Annotated in this window: 9 protein-coding genes and 2 pseudogenes; 7 read left to right on the top strand and 4 right to left on the bottom strand. The window is 35.2% G+C overall.

The annotated features are described in order from the left end of the window. Positions 1-47 precede the first annotated feature (47 nt). Positions 48-1,736 (bottom strand): alpha/beta hydrolase, encoded by a 1,689-nt coding sequence (locus ACFYKX_RS14325; RefSeq protein ID WP_389361742.1) that lies wholly within the window; start codon positions 1,734-1,736, stop codon positions 48-50. 256 nt (positions 1,737-1,992) lie between these two features. Between ACFYKX_RS14325 and ACFYKX_RS14320 the strand changes: the two genes are divergently transcribed. The 5 genes from ACFYKX_RS14320 (at position 1,993) to ACFYKX_RS14300 (ending at position 13,545) form a co-directional block, all read left to right on the top strand. Further along, positions 1,993-2,358 (top strand): hypothetical protein, encoded by a 366-nt coding sequence (locus tag ACFYKX_RS14320; protein ID WP_389361741.1) that lies wholly within the window; start codon positions 1,993-1,995, stop codon positions 2,356-2,358. Positions 2,359-2,529: 171 nt separating this feature from the next. After that, positions 2,530-3,774 carry a TraB/GumN family protein gene (locus ACFYKX_RS14315; protein ID WP_389361740.1) on the top strand — a complete coding sequence of 415 codons (1,245 nt, stop codon included), beginning with the start codon at positions 2,530-2,532 and terminating at the stop codon, positions 3,772-3,774. Positions 3,775-4,092: 318 nt separating this feature from the next. Further along, complete coding sequence (locus ACFYKX_RS14310) at positions 4,093-10,209, top strand: hypothetical protein (protein ID WP_389361739.1); 6,117 nt, start codon at positions 4,093-4,095, stop codon at positions 10,207-10,209. Positions 10,210-10,358: 149 nt separating this feature from the next. Beyond that, entirely contained in the window at positions 10,359-11,825 is a 1,467-nt protein-coding gene (locus tag ACFYKX_RS14305; RefSeq protein ID WP_389361738.1) for a serine hydrolase, read from the top strand. 175 nt (positions 11,826-12,000) lie between these two features. Next, complete coding sequence (locus tag ACFYKX_RS14300; protein WP_389361737.1) at positions 12,001-13,545, top strand: polysaccharide deacetylase family protein; 1,545 nt, start codon at positions 12,001-12,003, stop codon at positions 13,543-13,545. A gap of 33 nt (positions 13,546-13,578) precedes the next feature. Here ACFYKX_RS14300 and ACFYKX_RS14295 read toward each other — a convergent pair. Together ACFYKX_RS14295 and ACFYKX_RS14290 are read right to left on the bottom strand one after the other, a co-directional pair. Beyond that, positions 13,579-13,860 (bottom strand): annotated as a pseudogene (locus ACFYKX_RS14295) (hypothetical protein); the annotation flags it as partial. A 54-nt stretch (positions 13,861-13,914) separates the two neighbouring features. After that, positions 13,915-14,586 (bottom strand): annotated as a pseudogene (locus tag ACFYKX_RS14290) (SGNH/GDSL hydrolase family protein); the annotation flags it as partial. Positions 14,587-14,855: 269 nt separating this feature from the next. Between ACFYKX_RS14290 and ACFYKX_RS14285 the strand changes: the two are divergent. Beyond that, on the top strand, positions 14,856-16,157 hold the full coding sequence (locus tag ACFYKX_RS14285) for a DUF5050 domain-containing protein (protein WP_389361736.1): 1,302 nt from the start codon (positions 14,856-14,858) through the stop codon (positions 16,155-16,157). Between the two features lie 150 nt (positions 16,158-16,307). After that, positions 16,308-17,066 (top strand): DUF4309 domain-containing protein, encoded by a 759-nt coding sequence (locus ACFYKX_RS14280; RefSeq protein ID WP_389361735.1) that lies wholly within the window; start codon positions 16,308-16,310, stop codon positions 17,064-17,066. A gap of 38 nt (positions 17,067-17,104) precedes the next feature. Here ACFYKX_RS14280 and ACFYKX_RS14275 read toward each other — a convergent pair whose 3' ends face one another. Further along, positions 17,105-18,958, bottom strand: coding sequence for an LTA synthase family protein (locus tag ACFYKX_RS14275; protein ID WP_389361734.1), 1,854 nt, complete (start codon positions 18,956-18,958; stop codon positions 17,105-17,107). Between the last annotated feature and the right edge of the window lie 117 nt (positions 18,959-19,075).

The raw sequence follows: 19,075 nt of genomic DNA, 5'->3' as shown, positions 1-19,075 counted from the left end.
ACTAGAAAAAGCTGCTGGAATTCCAACAGCTTTTTCTTTATGCAATATTATTTCTTCAATTCTTCAGGAACTTCTTCAAACGTTACATACCCATCCATATCAGTTACCCAGTGGTTGGCTCCTAAATTAAATTGTCCACCATACTTACTACTAAACCCATAAACACGATACACTTCATTTGGTTGCAGTGTACGTACATAAACTAATTTATTCTCTTTATCTCTTGTCCATAGATTAATAGGTTTTGTAATCGTAACGCGGCCGATTTGTCCTGGCTTTACTAATATGTTTTCCCAATTTGTTGTAGGGTTTTCATTTTTAGGTTCAGTGGAGATCTTTCCTGTTTTAACCCATGATGTAATATCTTGAATTAGTTCCGGTGCAACATTGTTAGGTAGCGCATACTCTTGCCCTGTTGGTTCCCCATCAAAGTTAAATAGGACATGTGTCATATTCGGATAAAGCTTATATTGAACATCTTCACGATTACTCAGGGCACTCTTCCAACTATCAAGATGACTTCCAGGGACCTGAATATCCTTATTACCTTGTAGCATCAACATCGGCTTCGTTTGATCCTTTGCAACGTCAGCTGGAATATAGTCTTTTAAATCGTACCACCAGTAATTTAGTTGCGGTGGTAGGTTGTCTTTTGAGTATTTCGGATTATCAATATCAGCAAACATCATCTTTTGCATTTCTATTGCTTGCTTTTGTTGTTTGATCACTTCAGCAGGTGCTCCACTCTTTTCTAATCTCTTTAACTGCTCTTCATACTGCCAAATGATTAGTTCATGGAACTCTTGGTTAGGTGCAGATACACTAATGACACCTTTAACCATATCGTTTTTATCAGCATTAATTAGTTTAGGCAAAGCGTAACCACCTTGGCTGTGTCCTAATACATATATCTCTTTACTATTCACTTTATCTACTGACTTTGCAAACTCAACAGCAAGAAGTGCATCTTCAACTGTTTCTTCATAAATAGAGAACTTTTTATTAATCGTAGCTTTTATTGGATGCTCTCTAGTTCTCTTTTCGTATCGAATCGTAGCAATTCCTTCTTTAGCTAATCCAACAGCTATGTCTCGAAATGGCTTCAATCCATAAATGGTTGAATCCTGATCATTTGGACCCGACCCATGTACTAGTACAATAACTGGAAATGGTCCTTCCCCTTTTGGCATGGTAAGAGTACCTGGTGTAGCAAATGCTCCTTCTCCAATTGTTATAGCATTTTCATTGTATGTTTCAGGGTGGTCATAACTAGGAGATTGGTAAGGTAACGTAGGAGTAGGTTGAGTTATATTAAAATCATCTACTTTTCCTTGCTTATTAAAGTATACGACTACATTTAGTGGGCCTCTCGAGGTCTGGTAGGTATGGGACACGATTGTATGTACCGTATTCGTTTTCGTTTCATTAGCTTGTGGTGACTTAAATTCATCCTTCATAGCAATAGTCGGTGCAAATAAAGTAGCTAAGTCTTCTTTTGTTACCGCAGCTTTTAAGTTTTCACTACTAATAGTAAGAAGTCCGTCAAAATCCTGTGATAGTGCTTTTTGTAAAAAATCTTTTGCTAATTCTTCATACTTTACTACAGTATTTTCAGATGCATATACAGTAGTCCCATGCGTAGGAATAACAGTTGTAACTCCAAGGCCTAGTCCGATAGAAGCAGCTAACACTCCTTTTGAAATTTTGTGTTTAGAAATGTACTTTAATTTTTTCAAATCTATTCTCCTCCTTTTTTCATACATTTGTAATACGTTTAAGGAGCTAATATGGTTCATAAATAAATGAAAAAATTTACAATACAGTATGGAAATGGTTTGCAATATTAGTTGGATAGATTTGTTATGCCTAAGGGTGTATTCATTTAGGTCTTATTACCTAATATAAATGTTTAATATTTCAATTTTTCAATAGACTAACCTATATCTTATCTAGTAAAATATAACTATATGATAGAAAAAGGAGCGGATTATAATGGGTTTTTTAAGTAATACTTTCCTTGGAGATTTAATTTCAAAGTCAGTCGATAGAGTTGATCGCCAAGTTCAAAAAGGCTTTGATCATGCGGAGAAGAAGATTGATGAATTTGATAAGCGCGGACAAAAAGTTGGAAAAGCAATAGATAATATTGGTCATACCGTCAAAAGTATGGTGCAAAATGGTCCTGATAGAAATGACTTTGACTTAATTCATCAAGAAAAAAAGACTATTAAAGAGAACCTTCCAAAGGGGATACCAGTTCCTGACCCTATAAAAAAGCCATTAAAAGCACTTGATAAAACAGTCGATGGAATACATGTAGTCCATAAAGCAGTAGACAAATATTACGAATCTAAATAGATAGCCTGTAAACTTTATAGAAAATTACTAAACTTGGACCAACTTTAAGTTGCGTCTTTTTTTGTTGTCTATTTTAAATATTTGTGAAACTATTTTCCTGTATAATCGTATTTATATATGGTAATAGTTTCCTAGGGTGGAAGGTATAAAAAGTACAGAGGAGAGATGAAAGTGAGATTAGTATTTAAAAAGATTGCCATGTTACTAGTAGTAGCTTTATTAGCTTCTGCATTTTCAACAGGCTCGGCTTTTGCTTCAACAACAGATTGTTCTACTTTAAAGGTTGTGTGGGATGATGCTGAACTTAAAATGGGGCAAATAGGTAGAGTAACGATTTTAGATGAAACAGAACTTTACTTATTAAAAGGTGAAGACTTAGCAGTACATAAGACATTACCTGAAAATGGTGTTTATCGTGTTTATTCTTTTAAAACGAACAATAACACAGGCCTCTATGGAGTAGGTGGAGGCTATTATATTAAAAGAGATCATAATGTCCTGTATGAAACACCTTCTAAAGCAAAACTTGCTAAGCTAAAAGCTTGCGAGCAAAAAGATGAGGGCCCTAAGGATCCTGTAGTTGTTGCCCCTGAAAATGAAGGTGGTTTCCTTTGGAAGGCAGAACATAACGGAAATACAGTGTACATGTTAGGGTCTATTCACATAGGTTCTGAGGAGTTCTATCCACTGAATTCAAAGATTGAAAATGCATATGATGCATCAGATTATCTTGCAGTAGAAGCGGATATATTAAATTTAGACCCAGATCAGCTTGCTGAAACTCTAGTAGAGAAGGCTGTATATACGGATGGATCAACTCTAGAAGATCATCTATCTGATGAGATGTACTTAGATTTAAAAGAAGCATTAGGCTATTACGGAATAGCTATTGAGTATGTAAATATGTATGAACCTTGGTATGTTAACATGTTACTTGAAGGATTAAAACCAATGGGTCTAGAGTACGCCCCAGAACTAGGGATTGATTATCACTTCTTAGCAAAGGCAACGAACGAAGATAAAGAGATCATTGAACTAGAGGGTATGGAATTCCAGTTAAATATGTTTGATACTTTCTCAAAAGAAATACAATTGAAATTGTTAGAATCTACTTTAACGGTAGAAGGCACTGAAGGCCTAAAAGAACTTATGGATGCTTGGAATACGAGTGATGATGAGGCAATTGAAAGTATCCTATTAGCTGATAACGGTGATAATAGCCCTGAATACCAGGAATATATGACTGAAATGCTAGATAATCGAAACATTGGAATGGCAGATAAAATTGAGCAATTCTTAGCTTCAGACAAAAAAGAAACTTATTTTGTAGTAGTAGGAGCAGCTCACTATTTTGGTGACATGAGTATTATTAAGTTGCTAGAAGATAAGGGCTATGAGGTTGAAAAGATTCAATAAATGATTCGTATAAGTAAGAAGAGCTACTGGTGTATCCAGTAGCTCTTCTTCGTTATCAAGGAGCTCACAATGTGGGGGTAAAACTACATATGTTACCTCTGTACCTAAAAAAGAATTAAGAATTATTAATATTCTATATCTTTTTTGTTTCTACTATAAGTAAATTAGGAAAGTTGGTTAATATACCATTTTGTGACAATTTTATTAATAAATACCATTATCTATATACACCCATTATTTAAGTGTGATAAAAGTTCTATTGAAGAGTCTGAAAATTTAAGTCATAAGACTCATAAGTTATAGAATGGGAGTGGGAAGATGAAACGAAATCTTAAACGTAAGAAGGTAGTAGTTAGAAAAATCATTGCTGCTGGTTCAATGGCGTTGACCAGTGTTTTTGTAGCGACAAATCCGGCTAATGCTAGTGCTGAAAAAGGCGTAGAAGATCTTGTCTTAAAAGCAGAAAAACTTGCAGGAGCTTTAAAGTGGGAAGTTTCATATGAACATAGAAAGAATGCTTATCCTAATAATGTTTTAGATTACCCTAACATGAAGCTTTTCAATGAAACAAAAAAAGCACTTTCGGCCGCTAGTGATGCAGTATCTAAGGTAAAAGGGAAAGAAAAAGATATTTTACAAGCTCGATTGGAACAAAACGTACAATTATACTTCGATCGAGCTGTTACATATATTGATGCAGTTTCCGCAGGTAAAAAAATATTGAAAAGAAGTAATCAGCTAGAAACACTTATTAATGAGGATAAGGTCGATGAAACCACAGTAGCGACCTATCACGAGTTAACAAAAGAAATTAAAAGGTACAGCCCGATGTTCTATAGGGTATTCGGTAAAACTACTAGAGAAGCTTTTCTTCAAGAGTATCAGCAGAAAGCCTATGATATCAAAGAGAAAGCACTCTACCCTGTATCAATTAAAATGGAGTTAGACCGCTTATCTAATTCTATTAATGATGAAAATGTAAATGATGTTATCTATCATTATGACCGTCTTGTTAAGCTTTTTGAAGATGGTGAAAAAACAGGTAATTTAGAGCAGAACCCAAAGTTACTTTCTGCTTTAGAGAAATTAAGAGCTGATATAAAAGCTGAACTTGATAAGGTAGTAACAATATTTGAAGCAGATTCACTGAAAAAATCTAATCCTACCATAATAGGTCAATCTATTACAACAGAATACAGGAATACAGTCGTAATTATTGCTGGACAAGATGAACATATTAAACTTCAGAATGTGACTATTTTAGGAAACCTGGTTATAAAAGGTGACAATACTGGAGCAGGTTCAGTTTACTTAGAGAATGTTAAAGTCAACAAGGACAAAGACCAAGGTGGATCCATTATTGTTGAGAACGTAGCTAATCATAGTCTTTATCAGAAGAACGTTGTTGCCGAAAATTTAACAGTCAATGATACTGATGGGGCAAACATCGTTGCAGAAGAAGGAACTCAAATTAAATCATTAGTTGTTTCTGAGAAAGCGGGTTCATCAGGTACTCTAAATTTAGAGTCTAAACAGAAGGGTGCATACCAAGAAGTAGAGTTAGCTTCTAAAGGGACTATTGATTCGAAAGGAATCGAGTTAAAAGGAGATTTTTCGGATTCAAAAGTTTCTGTAACTGGTGAGGGTTCGCAAATTAAAATAGCAAAGGATACAAAGGTAAAAGAAATAGACGTAAAAACCGCTTCAAGTTTATCAGCTGAGAAGGGTGCAGAGATAAAGTCTGTTAATATTGCAGCTAAAGAAAAAGGTCAAACCATTAAACTAGAAGGGGACCTGAAAAATACCGTAGTAAATATCTCTAACGCAAATGCAGAAATTAAAGTAGCAGAAAATACAGAAGTAAAAGAAGTCAAGAAAGATAGCTCTGTTAAAGAGGAAGTTAAAATAGAAAATAACGGAAAGATAGAAACATCAAGTGGAGTAGAAGTGTCTAAAAACCCTCCAGCTCAAACAGCACCTAGTACACAAACACCTACTACACCAGCACCACCTAGTTCAAATGATGATCCAACACCACCGCAAAATGATACGCCAACACCGCCAAGTGACAGAACAGCACCAACTGTAACTTTAAATAATATAAGTAGTGAACCTGTTGAAATTGGAAGTAATGTTAATGTTACAAGCAATGAAAATGGAACAGTCTATCTAGTACCTTCTAATACAAACAAATCTGTTGGGGATTTAAATAGTGCGGCTGAGGGTGAAAACGGAGTAAAAATCTCTGTTACAGCTAACCAAAGCGTAGATTTAGACACAACAGGTTTCGCCATAGGTGAATATGTAGTTTACGCAGTAGACTCTGCCAACAATATCTCTAGCGCCTCATCTTTATTTATGTTATTTGAACCGACATCGCTATTTTTTCAAAGTGATTCCGAATTTGTGATAGGCATTAATGTCTCAACTAGTATAGTCACAGTTGCTGAAAACACGACGATACAACAAGCCATAGCAGCAATCAGTTCTCCATTTGAAGCAACTTTTAGTTTCCAACAATATGATGGGGCTAACTGGGTTGACCAGGATAATTCGTCCTCTACATTGTTAAAACAGACAAATATAGACCCGACTGACGGGGACCATCAACTACTGGTAACATCTGCTGATAACAAATCTACTCAGGTCTATAAAATCGTTGTAATAGCTAATGAAATCGTTGAAGAAGTTAATCTTTTTAAGACTACACATGCAACAGCAATATCTCTCAATGATGATACAGTAGCAATTTCAGATAAGGGGATTATAGAAACAGCTCTAAATGCCTATACAGTACTATCAGATGAAGTAAAAGAAAGGTTAAGTACTGAGAAGAGCTTACTTGAAGGATTGCTAGCTAAGGTAGAAGTGTTGGAACTAGAAGAACAGATTACAGAGTTTAAATCAACACATGCTGCTGCACTAGAATTGACAGAAAACAGTGTAGGAATAGTTGATAAGGGGCTAATAGACACCGCTCTTACAGCCTATCAAGACCTTTCAGACGAAGCAAAAGCAGGGTTATTAACGGAAAAGAGCTTACTAGATAGTTTGAAAGCTAAGATTGTTGATTTAGAATTGACAGCTCAACAGATAGTAGCTTTCAGAACAACGCATGCTGAGGCCTTAGCATTAACAGTAGATGCAGTAGTAGTTTCTAATAAAGGGAAAGTTACTACGGCCTTGACTGCATTTGAAGAATTATCTGAAGGTGCAAAGCAAGGTCTAGGAACTGAGAAGATTTTATTGGATAAATTGCTGACTAAGATTGTTGAATTAGAAAGCAGTCAACCTGAACCAGTTATTGATTACCAACCAAATTATATGGCTGGATTTACAGCAAACAAAAACCAATTGACATTAACTGTAACTGGAAAAATAAACAGCCCAATAGATGTTCAAAAACTAAAATATTCTACTTCAAAAGGCGGAGAAAATTTTTATCAATTGCGTGGAGAATATACTAAAGTAAGCTTTACCCCTGCACTACAACCAGGCCAATATTATTATTCTGATAGTGGAACTATGACTACAATTTACTTGAAATTAACTGATGAAGATGCTAATGCAATAAAAAGTCTTACGGGATATGGTAATGATTCGACCAGAATTAATGATAACCATGACAGATTGATTGCAGAAGATGGATGGTGTAGTAATGCGTCTACTGGCATGAAATCTGTATCCATTAGCAACCAAATTGAAGTTATCAATAATTCAGGTAATACTCTTTCAAGTAAACATACATTTAGAAATAATGAGGAAATTAGTTCATCAGGATCTTTAGTAGCTCCAGGCACTACGGATAGGATTATTGTGAATTCTCAGGCTACAAAAATTGTCTTTTATGTGGGTGACTATGTCCCTAATGTGACGCCAACTACCGGTAAAATGAAAATTGTATACGTAGACGAAAATACTATTAACGGCATTACGTTAGATGATACAAACTGGATTACAGTAGATGAAAGTAACTTTGGACTTGATCAACAAGAGATGGTTGTCAAATTAGCAAATGGGTCATTAGGAACTGCAAGTGACAAAAAAATAACAGGGTTAACATCAGGGAAAAAGTACATGGTTATGTTAGAAGGAAAAGAGTATGGAGTTCAGTCCGATGGAACACTTGTACAGAATTCACCAGCTCAATCTCTAGAGGGTACTGAAATTACAGGATTAACTAATGGTGAAACATATGAAGTTCTAGAAGTAAAAACACCTTCTACTGATGTTCCTAGACCTAATCCGGAAGATTTTGAAGTTGTGTATGCAGTACATCCTGAATCAGGTGAAGAAGGTTATTATGTTAGAAACAAAAATGAGTTAACTTTAAGTAAAGATTACTCACTATTTGTGCATTACGGAGATACACCAAATATAGAAGATATTCCCCAAGATTATATGATAATAGATAACAAGCTTATGGCTAGTGGTTATACTGTACCACTGCCGTTGGTAGAAGGTTATTTAGAAGAGGGATTCCTCCTAGCTAACCCACCTACCCAGAAAGGAAAATATATCTTTTATAGACTTGTTGAAGGGGTACATGATAGTAATCTATTACCTATTGACATTAAATTCTCAGAGTGGGTAGCTGATGGACAAGTTACAGGTGGTCCTACAACATTAGCAACTTATGTGGAAAATGGCTTAGTTGTAATTACAGATGAAAGTCAAGTAACACATGATGCAGAGTCTGATAACTTTATTATTCCAGAAGGAGTAACAAGCTTTAAGTTTACTGATAATGGTATAGAAATGTTGGCAGAATATAAGAATAATGCATGGATATATAGTCGTTTAGAAAGTACACCGACTGAACCAATTGAAAATATTACCTTTAAACCAAACTACTTACTGACGTTTACAGAAAATCAAAATAAATTTAATTTTGTTGTAAATGGGAGTCTAACTGGGGAAATAAATCTTAACAAGTTTATATATTCTACATCAGAAAGTGGTGGTGATTTCTACCAGTTAAAAGGAGAGTATACAAAATTGGATTCTCCGGGTAATTTGGAACCAGGACAGTATTATTATTCCCAAGGTGAAACCGGATCAGATACCCATGTCTTTATTAAGCTTGCAGATATTGATGCTAATGCTATAAAAAACCTTACAGGCTATGGAAACGATTCAAGTACTATAAATAGTAATTATGACAGATTAATAGCAGATACAGGTTGGTACGGTAATGGCAGCCCTGGTCAGATATTGGTCTCTTTAGGTAACCAGATACAAATTAATAATATTTCAAGCTATGACATTGCGAGTAGTCACATTTTTGATGATGCAGAAAGAGAAATTGGGACAAGTGGGTTCTCTATACCAGCAAATACTAATACCCATAAGATTCAAGTTAGTAACCAAGCTACTAAGGTTGTGTTCTATGTAGGGGATTTTACACCAGGTGAAAAACCAACTACCGGTAAAATGAAAATTGTATACGTAGACGAAAATACCATTAATGGCATTACGTTAGATGATACAAACTGGATTACAGTAGATGAGAGTAACTTTGGACTTGATCAACAAAAGATGGTAGTTAAGTTAGTAAGTGGATCAATAGGAATTGCTGGTGATAAAAAAATATCGGGGTTAACATCTGGTAAAAAGTATATGGTCATTTTAGAAGGTAGAGAGTATGGTGTTCAGTCCAATGGAATACTTGTACAGGGTTCACCAGCTGAACCAATAGAGGGTGCTGAAATTACAGGTCTATCCAACGGTAAAACATATGAAGTTCTAGAGGTGAAAACGCCTTCTGTTGATGTCCCGGTACCTAGTCCAGAGGATTTTGAAGTTGTTTACGCGGTACACCCAGATACAGGAAGTGAAGGTTATTGGGTAAAGACAAATAATGAGGTGAATTTGCCACAAAGTCTTTCGCTCTTTGTATATTATGGGGATACTCCAAATGTAGAAGATATACCACAAGACTATAGGATATTTGAGGGTAAATTAAACGCTAGAGGTTCTACCGTACCTCTTTCAGTAATAGACGGAGCTATACCAGGGGGAATACTCTGGGCAAACCCGCCTACTCAAAGAGGGAAATATATCTTCTATAGATTTGTTGAGGGTAGACATTTTAGTAACTTAATACCCGTTGACACCAATTTTTCAGAGTGGATCTCGGATGGACAAGTTACAGGTGGTCCAACAACAGCTGCAACTTATGTAGAAACTGGCCTAGTTGAGGTTACTGATGACAGTGGAGTAACACATAACGCTGAATTGGATAAATTTATTGTTCCTGGGGGAGTTTCAACCTTTAGATTTACTGATGATAGCACAGAAATGTTAGCAAGCTATGAAGATGACACTTGGACATTCAGTACTTTATCGAATACTGTAATACCAGCTGCTGATACTATTAATGTTAATACAAACTTTTCTGTGATTAATGGAGTAGAGATTTTCATAATAGAGTAGAACATTCACGTATATTTGAGATAAGAAGGAGGCTCTGTAGATTATGTCTGCAGAGCTTTATATTAAGTTTCTATTAGGAAGAGTCCCTTATTACTCATTTAATCAATTTATTTAAATAGTATTAAAGAAAAACAATTAGGAGCTGTATAATGAAACAAAAAGTATTAATATCTTTAATTGTGATTAGTAGTTTACTATTCTCATATCTACAACCAACATCTGCATCCACTCAATTTAAAACTTTGGATAACACCGTCAAAGCTACAGCCAAGAAATACCCACACTTATCTTTATACTATGAAAACCTTGTAACCGGGCAATCGTACTCGTACCAACCAACGAAGGTTCATTCCGCTGCAAGTACGATTAAACTTCCGTTAGTCTTATACATATATGAACTAGCTGCTAATCAAAAAATAAATCTAAATCAAAAGTTAACCTATAAGAGCCATCACTATTATGGTGGAAGTGGGGTAATACAACATGACAAGGTGGGAACTCAATATACGATCAAAGATTTAGTCAAAAAAAGCGTTGTCTACTCGGATAATATTGCTTTTATTATGCTTCGTGAAAAAGTAGGAAAGGCAAACTTTATTAAATATACAAAGTCAATTGGTGGGGGAAATGTGTATCCGGGCGGTAAAAACACTACTACTGCCAAAGATCTCTCAGCATACCTAAAGCAACTTAATCATTTCGCTCAAAAGAATCCCAAGCTTGGAAATGAGCTCATAAGTTTATTGAAGAATACGGTCTATACAGATACGGTTGCAAGCAGTGTGGATCCCAATCAAGTAGCTCATAAAGTTGGCTATATTCCAATGAATAAAATATATAATGACGCTGCTATAGTCTTTGATCACCAGCCCTACATTTTAGTGATCATGACACAAGGAATTCCCGTCAGACAGGATGTAAAGCTTATTTCCAGCTTGGCTGAAATCGTCCACCAAGAACACCATGCTAATAAAATTCATCAACTTATGTCACTCATAAAAGAGGCGGATAAAAGTAAAGTCCAATTAATGAAAGAAATTTCCGTAGACTATGAAGCGAATGTAGAAAATCGTCCATACAATACTTTTAATAAAATAAAAAAAGAGCTAGAAGAAGTTAAAAGCTCATATAACTATTTTAAAAAACAAGATCAGGAAAAGTTCAGCTATCTTATTAAAGATATCGAGCTCTGGATTGAGAGAGCCATCTTCTATATTGATGCGATTTCTGCTGGTAAAAGATTAGATGATGCAAGGATAGAGTTAGAGAATCATTTAGACGAGGGTAATCTGGAACTGGCAGCAGATAAGTATCACAACCTTACGTCTCTAGTAAATCGACAAGCCATCTACTTATATAAGCCTTACGGAAAATCGACAAGAGAGGCCATTCTAGAAAGATATAAAAATCCAGCTGAGGAAGTAATAGAAGAAAATAAGATCCTTATCAGTGTTTACCATGAGGTTATTAGACTTGAGGACTATATAGAGAATAGCGATTTGGAATCCATTGAAAGGTCTAAAGAGCAAATAGAATCTTTCATTCCTCAAATAACAAACGTGAAGCTAAGAGATTTATTAAGTAAAAAATATGAAGATCTCATTATGGAGGAATAAGTCCTTCCTCGTATTGAATAGGGTGTATCACACTTGCCAACTTTCATTATCAGAATGTTGGCTTTTTTAAATAGTCTAAAAGTATACTAAAATAGCATATTCCTATAGTCTAAATTTCCTATATTGTGATAGACTGGATATATATGTATATCTAACTTAGAAAGAGGAGCAACTTGTGAAGAAAATTCTAATATCCATAATATCTATAACACTCTTATTATTATTCATTTCTGATTCAAAAGGAAGTGTGTCGGCTTCAGAAAGAACAACAGATTTTCTTATGAAAACTGGACTCGAGACACCTTTACAGGCTGGAGCAGCAGTGCACTATAAAGTTAAGACCATTATACCGCCAAAACAAATGGTGACTGTTATTAGTGAATTTCAAAATAGAAATAAAGAGCTTTGGTTAAATGTTAAGTTTGGAGAGCAAGTCGGATGGATTAAGAAACAAGGACTATCACCTATAGACATAAATAACCAATATTTCACTAGTTCTTCGGCAAATGCGGCGATAAGAAGAGGAGCATTATCTACTTATGATCAGGTAAGTACACTTCAGAGAGGCCAGATAGTTAAAATTATTGATAAACACATAAGTAGCAATGGGGATAGATGGGTCCGACTAGATTCTGGTCAAAGCATGGGTTGGGTTCAATTATCAGATCTTGAGTTATTTCACTTTAGTAAAGATTACCTACAGGAGAGTCTACTCGTAACTGAGGCTGTTAAAGTCAGAAGAGGAGCCTCTTATAGTGAAAAAGTATCCTTTACAATACCAGAGGACTCCCAAGTAAATATCCAATCTTTTATCGTTATAAATAGTGAAAAATGGTATAGAATTCAAGATGGAAATAGAAGTGGCTGGATATCATCTAAAGAAGTAAGTGGGCAACCTTACCATTCAAACTCTTTTTATGTAAAAGATCCCACTGCAATTGTTAGGAGTGGCGCGAGTGTAGGCTATAAAGTACTAGCTAATCTAACGATTGGGGAAAGCGTCGACAAAGCTTCTGAGTTTGTTAATGCTCAAAACGAAATATGGTACAAAATTACTTTGGGAAATGGAAAAGAAGGTTGGGTGCTAAGTTCATCTCTCACGAAAGAAAAAATTAAGGTTGCCTACTTAACTATTGATGATGGACCAACTATATATACCGGCCAATTACTCGATGTTTTAAAAAAATACAATGCAAAAGCGACCTTTTTTATGCTTAATAATAGAATGATTCTACATCAAGGTGATGTAAGGAGAATGATAGTAGAAGGGCATGCTGTCGGTTCGCATAGTGTCACACATGACGTTAACAAAATTTATGCATCCGCCAATTCTGTTGTTTCTGAAATGGTCACAACAAGAAATACAATTAAGAAAATTACTGGAGTAAATAGTAATTTAATGAGAGTTCCATATGGTAGTATTCCATATATGAAAAGTAGCTATCGAGACGCTGTGAAGAAGCAGGGCTTAATTATGTGGGATTGGAATATAGATAGCTTAGATTGGAAGTATAAAGGATCAAAATATGTAGATCATACGATGAGTCAAATCTATAAGCAAGAAGAAAAGGGGAACACACCTTATATCTTAATTCATGATTTAAAATCTACCATTGATCATTTACCCAAGTTACTATCAACCTTAACAAAAGAAGGGTATATTCTAGCTCCTTTAAGTGAAAACATGAAACCACATCAATTTTCATTAACTAAAAAATAAAGGGAGAAGGGCTTAATCCCCTCTCCCAATCTACTAATTATTCACTAACTCTAATTTAGCCTTAGACGGAGTATTGTATCGTACGTGACCTTCCATCTTCGTTACAAAGAATCCGCCACCAACACCGTACTGTCCACCAAATTTATGGTCATAGCTGTATACGCGGTATACCTCATCTTTATTTAACACTCTAACAAATTGAAGAGACCCATCAACACGTTTCCATAGATTAATAGGTTTTTCAACCGTTACTTTCCCAATTTGGCCTTTCTTTAAAACCATTCCCTCCCAGTACACGACAGGAGTTTCTTTATCAACTGGTTTTTCAGCTACAACTGGCTTCATGACATTCCAGAATAACTCAGCAAGTGCTTGGTAACCCTCTAGATTTAAGTGAATATCCTGTGGGTTTGGCAAATGCTTCATTCCAATTGTTTCTTCCGTTGAAACATATGTAGAACCTGAATGTTCTGCTACCCCTTTAATGACAGAGTTTAATATATTTAACGATGCAACAATCTTCGTTTGAAGCTCTGCAGGTAGATATGGAAAAGCATTGTAATATCCCATGATATAAACCTTAACAGTAGGGTTTAGTGTTTTAATCGTAAGAATCGTCTCAGCTAAGTTTTTTTGTACTTGAGCAAGAGCCTTTTGTACCTCTACCTCATCAAACGTTACAGTCTTACTTACAGGATCTACTTTAATTTTTCTTAATAGGTCATTTGCACCGGCATCCAAAGTAACATGGGTGGCACTTTTTAGGGCATCTTGAATACTTGGCAGACCTTCTAATTGAACATTATTTTTAATATCATCGATTACATCTTGAGATGTATAACCTGGTACTGCGTATTCACCAATGAACGTAGTAGTCATGTTAGCGCCTTCAAACTTCTCTGCTATAAAGTCAGGATATCCTTTTCCATCTTCTCCGTATGGGGTCCAACCAGCAGCCAATGAATCCCCAAGCGCTACGTAATATACTTCATCAGAATTGGACGCAGACACAGGCTGAGCCACTAAACCGATAAGAAGCATCAAAGCAAATGATATTTTTACTAGATTTTTAAACAATTAAACTCCTCCTTACCATAATATAGTACCTGTATACTATTTTAATAGGATAAAGGTGGTAAAACAATAAAGAGTGTCCGACATTTAGGGTGCTTATTTGACAAAAGAACTACTATAGCCAAAAAAAATTACTGTAATAATTCACAAAAATAATAGAAAAGATATATCCAATTCTAAATATACAAATTATAATAAATCTGTATTATATTTCCTACAGAAATGGGTGTATGTTTTTGAAGAAGTTCAAGATTATTATTTTAAGCTTTGCACTATTAATATCTTTGTTCATGTACTCTACCCCAAGCTCCGCTAATAGCGAATGTGCAGGAGTAAAAGTAGGTACGAAAATTTGGTGGGATGGCGTAGAATTAAAGCCTGGCCAAATTGGTAGACTTTTTGTGTTGAAGGATACTCCACTTTATAAATTAGATGGAGATAAAAAAGTAACAGAAAGAACGCTAAAAGCAGGAGAGAAGTATCGTATTTACGCATTTAAACCAGGAATGCTAAGCCTAGGTGGTGGGTTGTTTATTGATCGTGATTCTCGCGTTAAATATGAAACTCCATCAAAAGCGAAACTAAAACTGGTAGCATGTGCGAATCCAAAGACCCCTACAGTGCCAACAGAAAATATATTTGACTACGATGGTGTTGTGTATTACTTAAACACGGAATATGCTGCAGATTACTATATTTATAACAAAGCTACAAATAAATCTTCATTCATTACTGATTCAGAAGCATATATACCGGCTATCCAAATCGGGAACTGGGTCTACTTACTTATTTATGATGAAGAGAATAACATTAATCTATACCGAGTGACTGCTGATGGCACTAAAAAGGAACGTCTAACTTCAGATGGTATTTCAAACTTTACTTCTGATGGCAAGTATATTTACTTCTTGGGGAATTATTTTTATGAAGATGTAGATGGTTTATTCATTGAGGAAGATTATGTAGACATCTACCGAATGGACCTTGATGGGAAGAATACAAAGCAAATAGGTCAAATAGACATTAGCGACACTAATTTATATGCGAATGGGTTTGCATATGCAAATGGCCATTTCTATATTTCTACTAATATCGATGAAGTATATGATGAGGAAGGCAACTATTATAGTCATTACAAAATCGAGAAAGTATCTATGGATGGAACTAGAAGTGTAGTGTATGAGCAAGGACCAGTTGAGTCTGGCTACTTCGATGTATATGTTAAAAATAACAAAATTTACACGTTATTCTTTGACCGCTCTGAGCAATCTGAGTTACAAGTATTTAATCCAGTAACTGAGGATGCACAATGGTTTTATATAGAAAATGGATTTGAAGTAGGGGATTATACACTTGTAGGGAATGATCTATATTATTCTGGAAACTCTTATGAAGTGGACGGACGCTTTGTCTATAGATTAAGCGGTGATACAATGGAAGAAATTTATGAACTAAAGGGCGATGAATTTGTTATCCACTATGGCAAAACATCAATGATTATTGTAAGAAATGGTAAGCCAGTTAAGGTAAATTACTAAAATAAGTAATAAAGTCTTGATTCTGATGTGGAATCAAGGCTTTATTTTTCTCCATTTACAAGAAACATAATAAATATGCAAATAGTACTATTAAACTAGGAAACATTTTCTTATAATTAGAGAGTATTCTACTACATAGGAGGAACATAAATGAAAAAAATCTTAAGCTTCGTTCTTGTAACAATTTTATTTTTATCTTTTGGTAGCTACAGCAATATTGAAGCTGCTTCTGCTCCAGTTGGAGTAAAATGGGGAAATTCAATATTAATTAAAGGCCAAATTGGAAAAGTAACGATTTTAAAAGATACAGATTTAGTGAAGGAAGAAAAAGGAAAACTAGTTACGCTTAGAAAATTAAAAAAGGGTAGCGAGTTCCGTGTGTATTCTTACAAAGATCAAAATGGTGGAATCTATGGATTAGGTGGAGGAGCTTTTGTCAAAAAATCTTCTTCTATTAAATATGAAACACCTTCATCAACAAAGAAGAAGCAGTTAGAGCGTATCGTGTTTTTCGATAGTAGTTTCCTAGACTTAGCAAGTGAAGGGTATATGAAGGGGTCTGATATCTCTCTTTACTATGATGATATATATACTGTCTATGACTCTTTTGGTTATGATCCAGAGTGGCAAGGGTACTTTGATGGTGGATATGGTAGACAATTTGGGAACTACATTTATTTTACTGGCGGGAAAGAGCTTAGTGAATTAACCGCTATTGACTGGGTGAATGATGGCTTAACACCATTAACACCTTACATCATCCGTAATACGGTAGGAACGCCTGACGAAGAGGGATATAGTGAAATGGATGGAAGCTGGTACATGTATTATGATCTTGGTTATTACTCTCTTCAATTCGTTTTCCAAGGAGATAATAAATCGGATTTATCATATATTTTATTAAAATAATGATGAAAAAACCGAGCCAAAATTGGCTCGGTTTTCTATTACTTAAATATCTTTGTTATAAAATCATGCTCCAACAACACAGTAGAAGTTTGAATATCCTTATAAACCCGATCATAGCCTTCGCGGCAAGCTTGTACATCTACAGCTTCACCATTCTCGGATTTGGTACAGGTCCCTTCCTCAAAAACACCCGTATGGGAGGCTGCATACATATAGTCATCAGAATAGAAGGAATATCGATTCGTCTCATAGGCAAATCCAACAACTTGCTTAAAGTCAGCATCAAGAGTTGTCCCAAATTGTACAAGTGGTTGGTCAATTCCTAATAAAGCTGATAGAGTTGGATAAATATCCATCTGACTTCCGACTCCTGTATTTAGAACCCCTTCTGTCTGTCCAGGGTGATGGATGATTAGTGGCACTTTAAAACGTTCTTCTTCATCAAAAACAACACCTAATTGCTCTTCGATTTCAGGTCCATCCTTTGGAAGAGGACCATAGTGGTCACCATATACAACAAAAATGGTGTCATCCCAGAGGCCTTCTTTTTTTAATTCTTCAATAAAAATTCCCAATGCATAATCAAAATACTTTACGCTTTGCAAATAGTGACCTGTCGCAGTACCGTCCATGTCGCTAGGTAAATTCAAGTATTGAAGCTCTTTAGGTAACTCAAATGGTCGATGGCAAGATAACGAAACGATAAAATTGTAGAATGGTTTCTGCTCTTCTTTATAAATCTGTACCATTTGTCTAAAAATACTTTCATCAGAAATACCCATTCCTACCCAATCACCATCATCAATCTTTGGGTGGTCAATATGGTAGAATTCTTCAAAACCTTGATAAGGATAAGCTTCTTTCCGATTCCAAAACTCTGCTCGGTTACCGTGTGTAGCACTTACCTTATACCCTTCAGAATTTAGGACATTCCCAAGTGAAAGGTAACTATTATCAGTAAATCCTTTGTAAGCACCAATTAGACTCATTGGATAGATAGAGTTATTTGCTACAAACTCCGCATCGGATGTATTCCCTCTCCCAATTTGTAGATACGTGTTCGGATAATAATGACTCGTACTTATTAACTCATTTAAAATAGGAGTTACTTCTTCTTCTCCCACTTTTATCCCAATAGGGAACACATTAAGAGACTCGGCTTGAACAACGATTAAGTTCTTCCCTTTATACTCTCCAAAATAAGGGGAAGCTTTCTGAACCTCTTGCTTTTTTTCTAAAAAAGTCTGCAATTCATGAAGGCTCTCACCCTTCAGATAGGTTTGCCCTAAGTAAAACTTTTTATAAAGGTTATAAGACAGATCATATACATGAGCAGGAATAATCCCCGCAATGGATACTTTATACTGATCTGAGTAAGGTAATTTTAAAGCAAATAAGGTTATGAATAAAATTATAACTGTACCCGCACCAGCGAATGACCAACTAACAAATTTTCCAAATGAAATTCTTCTATATAAGAAAAAGAGGGCAATTGCTAGGATGGGTAGATCTACGAAATACCAGATATCACTCTTATAGATTAAGGAGAATATAGAGTCACTAATATCTCGAATCTGGCCTGCATGAACAATTAACTCGACCTTTAATATCGCATAATAATAACGAGCATATAAAACATCTGCGTATAATAGAACGGAAAGAGCGAGATAAAGGAAAAAGGTCAAAACAGGTAACCACTTGGTTTTCTTGGCTGTTAATATGGACCCTAGAAGGAAAGATAAACCGAGTGAAGATAGTAGGATGAGCATGTTATGAGAAATAAGTCCTGTCTCTTGAACAAAATACAAATTCTTAGCCATCCAAGCACCAGTTATGAAAACTAAAAGAGTAAGAGTAAATAACCATTTACTCCTTTTAGTCGAATCTATCAAAAAATCACGTCCTTATTTGTTTTACAAGAAGACAACATTTTATTTACATACTTATTAATATAGACTTTAGTAAAAATTTTGTCATCAACCGAAATTTGTTAGTTATGAGCACTCAAT

Source organism: Cytobacillus spartinae, from assembly GCF_042865285.1.
Classification (GTDB): domain Bacteria; phylum Bacillota; class Bacilli; order Bacillales; family Cytobacillaceae; genus Robertmurraya_A; species Robertmurraya_A spartinae.
This window is presented reverse-complemented; position numbering and strand designations above follow the sequence as displayed.

Excerpts from the sequence above, each read along its gene's own strand:
- ACFYKX_RS14280 (WP_389361735.1), top strand. The coding sequence starts at position 16,308 with ATGAAAAAAATCTTAAGCTTCGTTCTTGTAACAATTTTATTTTTATCT.
- ACFYKX_RS14310 (WP_389361739.1), top strand. The coding sequence starts at position 4,093 with ATGAAACGAAATCTTAAACGTAAGAAGGTAGTAGTTAGAAAAATCATT.
- ACFYKX_RS14320 (WP_389361741.1), top strand. The coding sequence starts at position 1,993 with ATGGGTTTTTTAAGTAATACTTTCCTTGGAGATTTAATTTCAAAGTCA.
- ACFYKX_RS14305 (WP_389361738.1), top strand. The coding sequence starts at position 10,359 with ATGAAACAAAAAGTATTAATATCTTTAATTGTGATTAGTAGTTTACTA.